4 protein-coding genes and 2 pseudogenes are annotated in these 2,996 nt (G+C 40.9%); 2 read left to right on the forward strand and 4 right to left on the reverse strand.

All coding sequences use genetic code 11. The features are described 5' to 3' along the window. The 4 genes and pseudogenes from BN200_RS09375 to BN200_RS05410 form a co-directional block, all read right to left on the reverse strand. Positions 1–336: pseudogene (locus BN200_RS09375) on the reverse strand (transcriptional regulator); the annotation flags it as partial. Positions 337–416: 80 nt separating this feature from the next. Continuing rightward, a complete protein-coding gene (locus tag BN200_RS05400; RefSeq protein ID WP_019221525.1) occupies positions 417–947 on the reverse strand; it encodes a helix-turn-helix domain-containing protein in 531 nt (176 codons plus the stop codon). A 77-nt stretch (positions 948–1,024) separates the two neighbouring features. Continuing rightward, positions 1,025–1,555: a helix-turn-helix domain-containing protein gene (locus tag BN200_RS05405; protein WP_019221526.1), complete on the reverse strand. Its 531-nt coding sequence runs from the start codon at positions 1,553–1,555 to the stop codon at positions 1,025–1,027. A gap of 74 nt (positions 1,556–1,629) precedes the next feature. Then, positions 1,630–2,157, reverse strand: coding sequence for a helix-turn-helix domain-containing protein (locus BN200_RS05410; RefSeq protein WP_019221527.1), 528 nt, complete (start codon positions 2,155–2,157; stop codon positions 1,630–1,632). Between the two features lie 147 nt (positions 2,158–2,304). Between BN200_RS05410 and BN200_RS05415 the strand changes: the two genes are divergently transcribed. Together BN200_RS05415 and BN200_RS05420 are read left to right on the forward strand one after the other, a co-directional pair. After that, entirely contained in the window at positions 2,305–2,610 is a 306-nt protein-coding gene (locus BN200_RS05415) for a helix-turn-helix domain-containing protein (RefSeq protein WP_019221528.1), read from the forward strand. 188 nt (positions 2,611–2,798) lie between these two features. Further along, a pseudogene (locus BN200_RS05420) lies at positions 2,799–2,996 on the forward strand (hypothetical protein); the annotation flags it as partial.

Raw genomic sequence — 2,996 nt, forward strand, 5'->3', positions numbered from 1 at the left:
ACGATAGGTTGTATAAGCTATGCGACCAAGTTTTTTCATCAGTCCAGCAGGGATAGTTTGTGGTTTAAAACCTGCTGCTTTCGCTTTTGCCATGTCACAAAACATCTCACCTTCACCTGTAACGAGCCAATGAGGATTAATGTTATAGGCTGTATAATAGGCGTTAATTGTTGAGCATGTTGGTTCGTGTGCCCCGATTTCATAATTGGCAAGGGTGCCACGTTGTAAATTAAGGCGTTGCGCAAAGATACTACGTTCTTCGTTTCCGAATATTCGTCTTATTTCACGTAGACGTTTTGCCAATGGTGTTTTGGGTTCTAGTTCGGGGCGTGCCAAAAATGCTCCTTATTTATATTGAGGTTTGTTTTAAGTTATAGGATTTTAAAAGAGATTCCCCCATTGATTTTAGAGAGGCATTACGCCGTATCTTGTGTAGTTTCTAGATGTGCTCTTTCAGCTTCTATTTGGCGCTTTAAATGCAATTTTAGAAGAGGCAAGGTAAGCTCAACTTCTTCCGTGTCGTTGATGTCTTGAACCAGCTCTTGCAACTTTATACAAAGCTCTGCTGCGAGTTCCACTATATCTTCAGGGGGGAGTTTAATTTTTGCATCGCGATAGGTTGTATAAGCTATGCGACCAAGTTTTTTCATGAGACCAGCAGGGATAATTTGTGGTTTAAAGCCTGCTGCTTTTGCTTTTGCCATGTCACTAAACATCTCACCTTCTCCAGTGAGAAGCCAATGAAAGTCTACGCCATAAATTTTGTGATAGGCAATTGCGATAGATGCTGGTGGCTCATTTATACCAAGCTCATAGTTTGCAAGCGTATTTTTTGCCAAATTAAGAGATTTGGCAAAAGCACCGCGTTCTTCGTTTCCGAGTATTCTTCTTATTTCACGTAGGCGTTTTGCCAGTGGTGTTTTGGGTTCTAGTTCGGGGCGTGCCAAAAATGCTCCTTAATTTATATTGAGGTTTGTTTTAAGTTACAGGATAAAGAGATTCCCCCATTGATTTTAGAGAGGCATTACGCCGTATCTTGTGTAGTTTCTAGATGTGCTCTTTCAGCTTCGATTTGACGCTTTAAATGCAACTTTAGAAGAGGCAAGGTAAGCTCAACTTCTTCCGTGTCGTTGATATCTTGAACCAGCTCTTGCAGTTTTTTATAAAGTTCCGCCGCGAGTTCCGCTATATCTTCAGGGGGGAGTTTAATTTTTGCATCGCGATAGGTTGTATAAGCTATACGACCAAGTTTTTTCATGAGGCCAGCAGGGATGGTTTGTGGTTTAAAACCTGCTGCTTTTGCTTTTGCCATATCACTAAACATTTCGCCTTCTCCAGTGAGAAGCCAATTCACGTCTATACCACAAATATTTTTGTAAATTGCTAACATTGATGAAGGCGGTTCACGTAGGCCAGTTTCATAATTATACATAGTACTTTCTGGTACTGTAAGGTGATCAGCAAACTGTTTGCGCTGCGTAAAACCAAGGGCAAGGCGTATTTCACATAATCGTTTTGCCAATGGTGTTTTTGGTTCGATTTCAGGGCGTGCCAAAAATGCTCCTTATTGAGGTTTGTTTTAAGTTACAGGATTTTAAAAGAGATTCCCCCATTGATTTTAGAGAGGCATTACGCCGTATCTTGTGTAGTTTCTAGATGTGCTCTTTCAGCTTCGATTTGACGCTTTAAATGCAACTTTAGAAGAGGCAAGGTAAGCTCTATTTCTTCCGTGTCGTTGATGTTTTGAACCAACTCTTGCAGTTTTTTATAAAGTTCCGCCGCGAGTTCCGCTATATCTTCAGGGGGGAGTTTTATATTTTCATCGCGATAGGTTGTATAAGCTATGCGACCAAGTTTTTTCATCAATCCAGTAGGAATGGTAGGCGGAGAGATATTGAAAGACCGAGCCATCATCATGTCTATAAACATTGCATCTTCACCGGTCAAAAGCCAATTCAGGTTTACTCCAAATTTTTCTTTATATGCTGATAAAACCGTTGCATCTGGAGTTCTATCACCGCGTTCGTAATTTCCAAGTCCTTGAATACTGATACCAATTTTAAGAGAAAATATATCACGAGATAAGCCCACAAGCTTTCTAACTTCTGTGAGTCGTTTTGCTAATGCAGTTTTGGGCTCATTTTTTTGTCGTCTCATATTATAAATATTTACAAATGGGGTTGACTAATATCCCATTTGTAGATATACCTCATATTAGAGCCCGATACGAAGGGCATTTATTATACATCTAACCCCACAAAAAACGGATGTTGTAGCATCCGTTTTAAGCAGGAGCGAAAGTTTATGACTATCACACAAACATGCATTCAAGTATGGGATCGCCATAGTATTTTAGCTGAGCTACGCCGCCGGAACATGACCTTGGCGGAGCTCGCGAAAGCTTATCAACTCTCATCATCCAGTGTTCAACACATTTGGACGCGGTCTAACGAGAAAGCCGAGCGTGCAATTGCAGACTTTATTGGCTTGCCCGTCGAGCAGGTTTTTAGCGACCGCTACCCTAAAAGTCGCCGTCGCATTTTTAAAGCAGCAAAACATGCCAATACGGATTGTGTTGTTTCTTCCCTCTCACGCGGTAATGCTGCTTGAGTTTTAGGCTCTGCGTGTTAGCGCATTTGCCATGTATTTAGATACCATAAGATAAAAAGGTTTATCAATGTCTAAAGATCAATACAAAATAGACAAGAAAGATTGCACATTGTTGCCTCATCAAGCAGCCGATTGGATGGGTTGTTTTTTAAGGTTAGGTGATCAAATTTTCTTTATCGGGGGTGGTTATGGTTGCGGCTTATAATTTATGGACCCCAGATGTAAAAAAAGAAATTTTTAATCCGTATTCGGAAGCTGAACGGTTACAAATGATGCTTTCCTGTTCTTTAAAAGCCGTGAGTGGTGGATTTCGGCATGTACCAATCCGATATATTATTGACCCCCCGCATGGCTTATTTGATGCGGTATTAGCGCGGCAGATTGCT

Source organism: Bartonella senegalensis OS02, assembly GCF_000312545.1.
Classification (GTDB): Bacteria; Pseudomonadota; Alphaproteobacteria; order Rhizobiales; family Rhizobiaceae; genus Bartonella; species Bartonella senegalensis.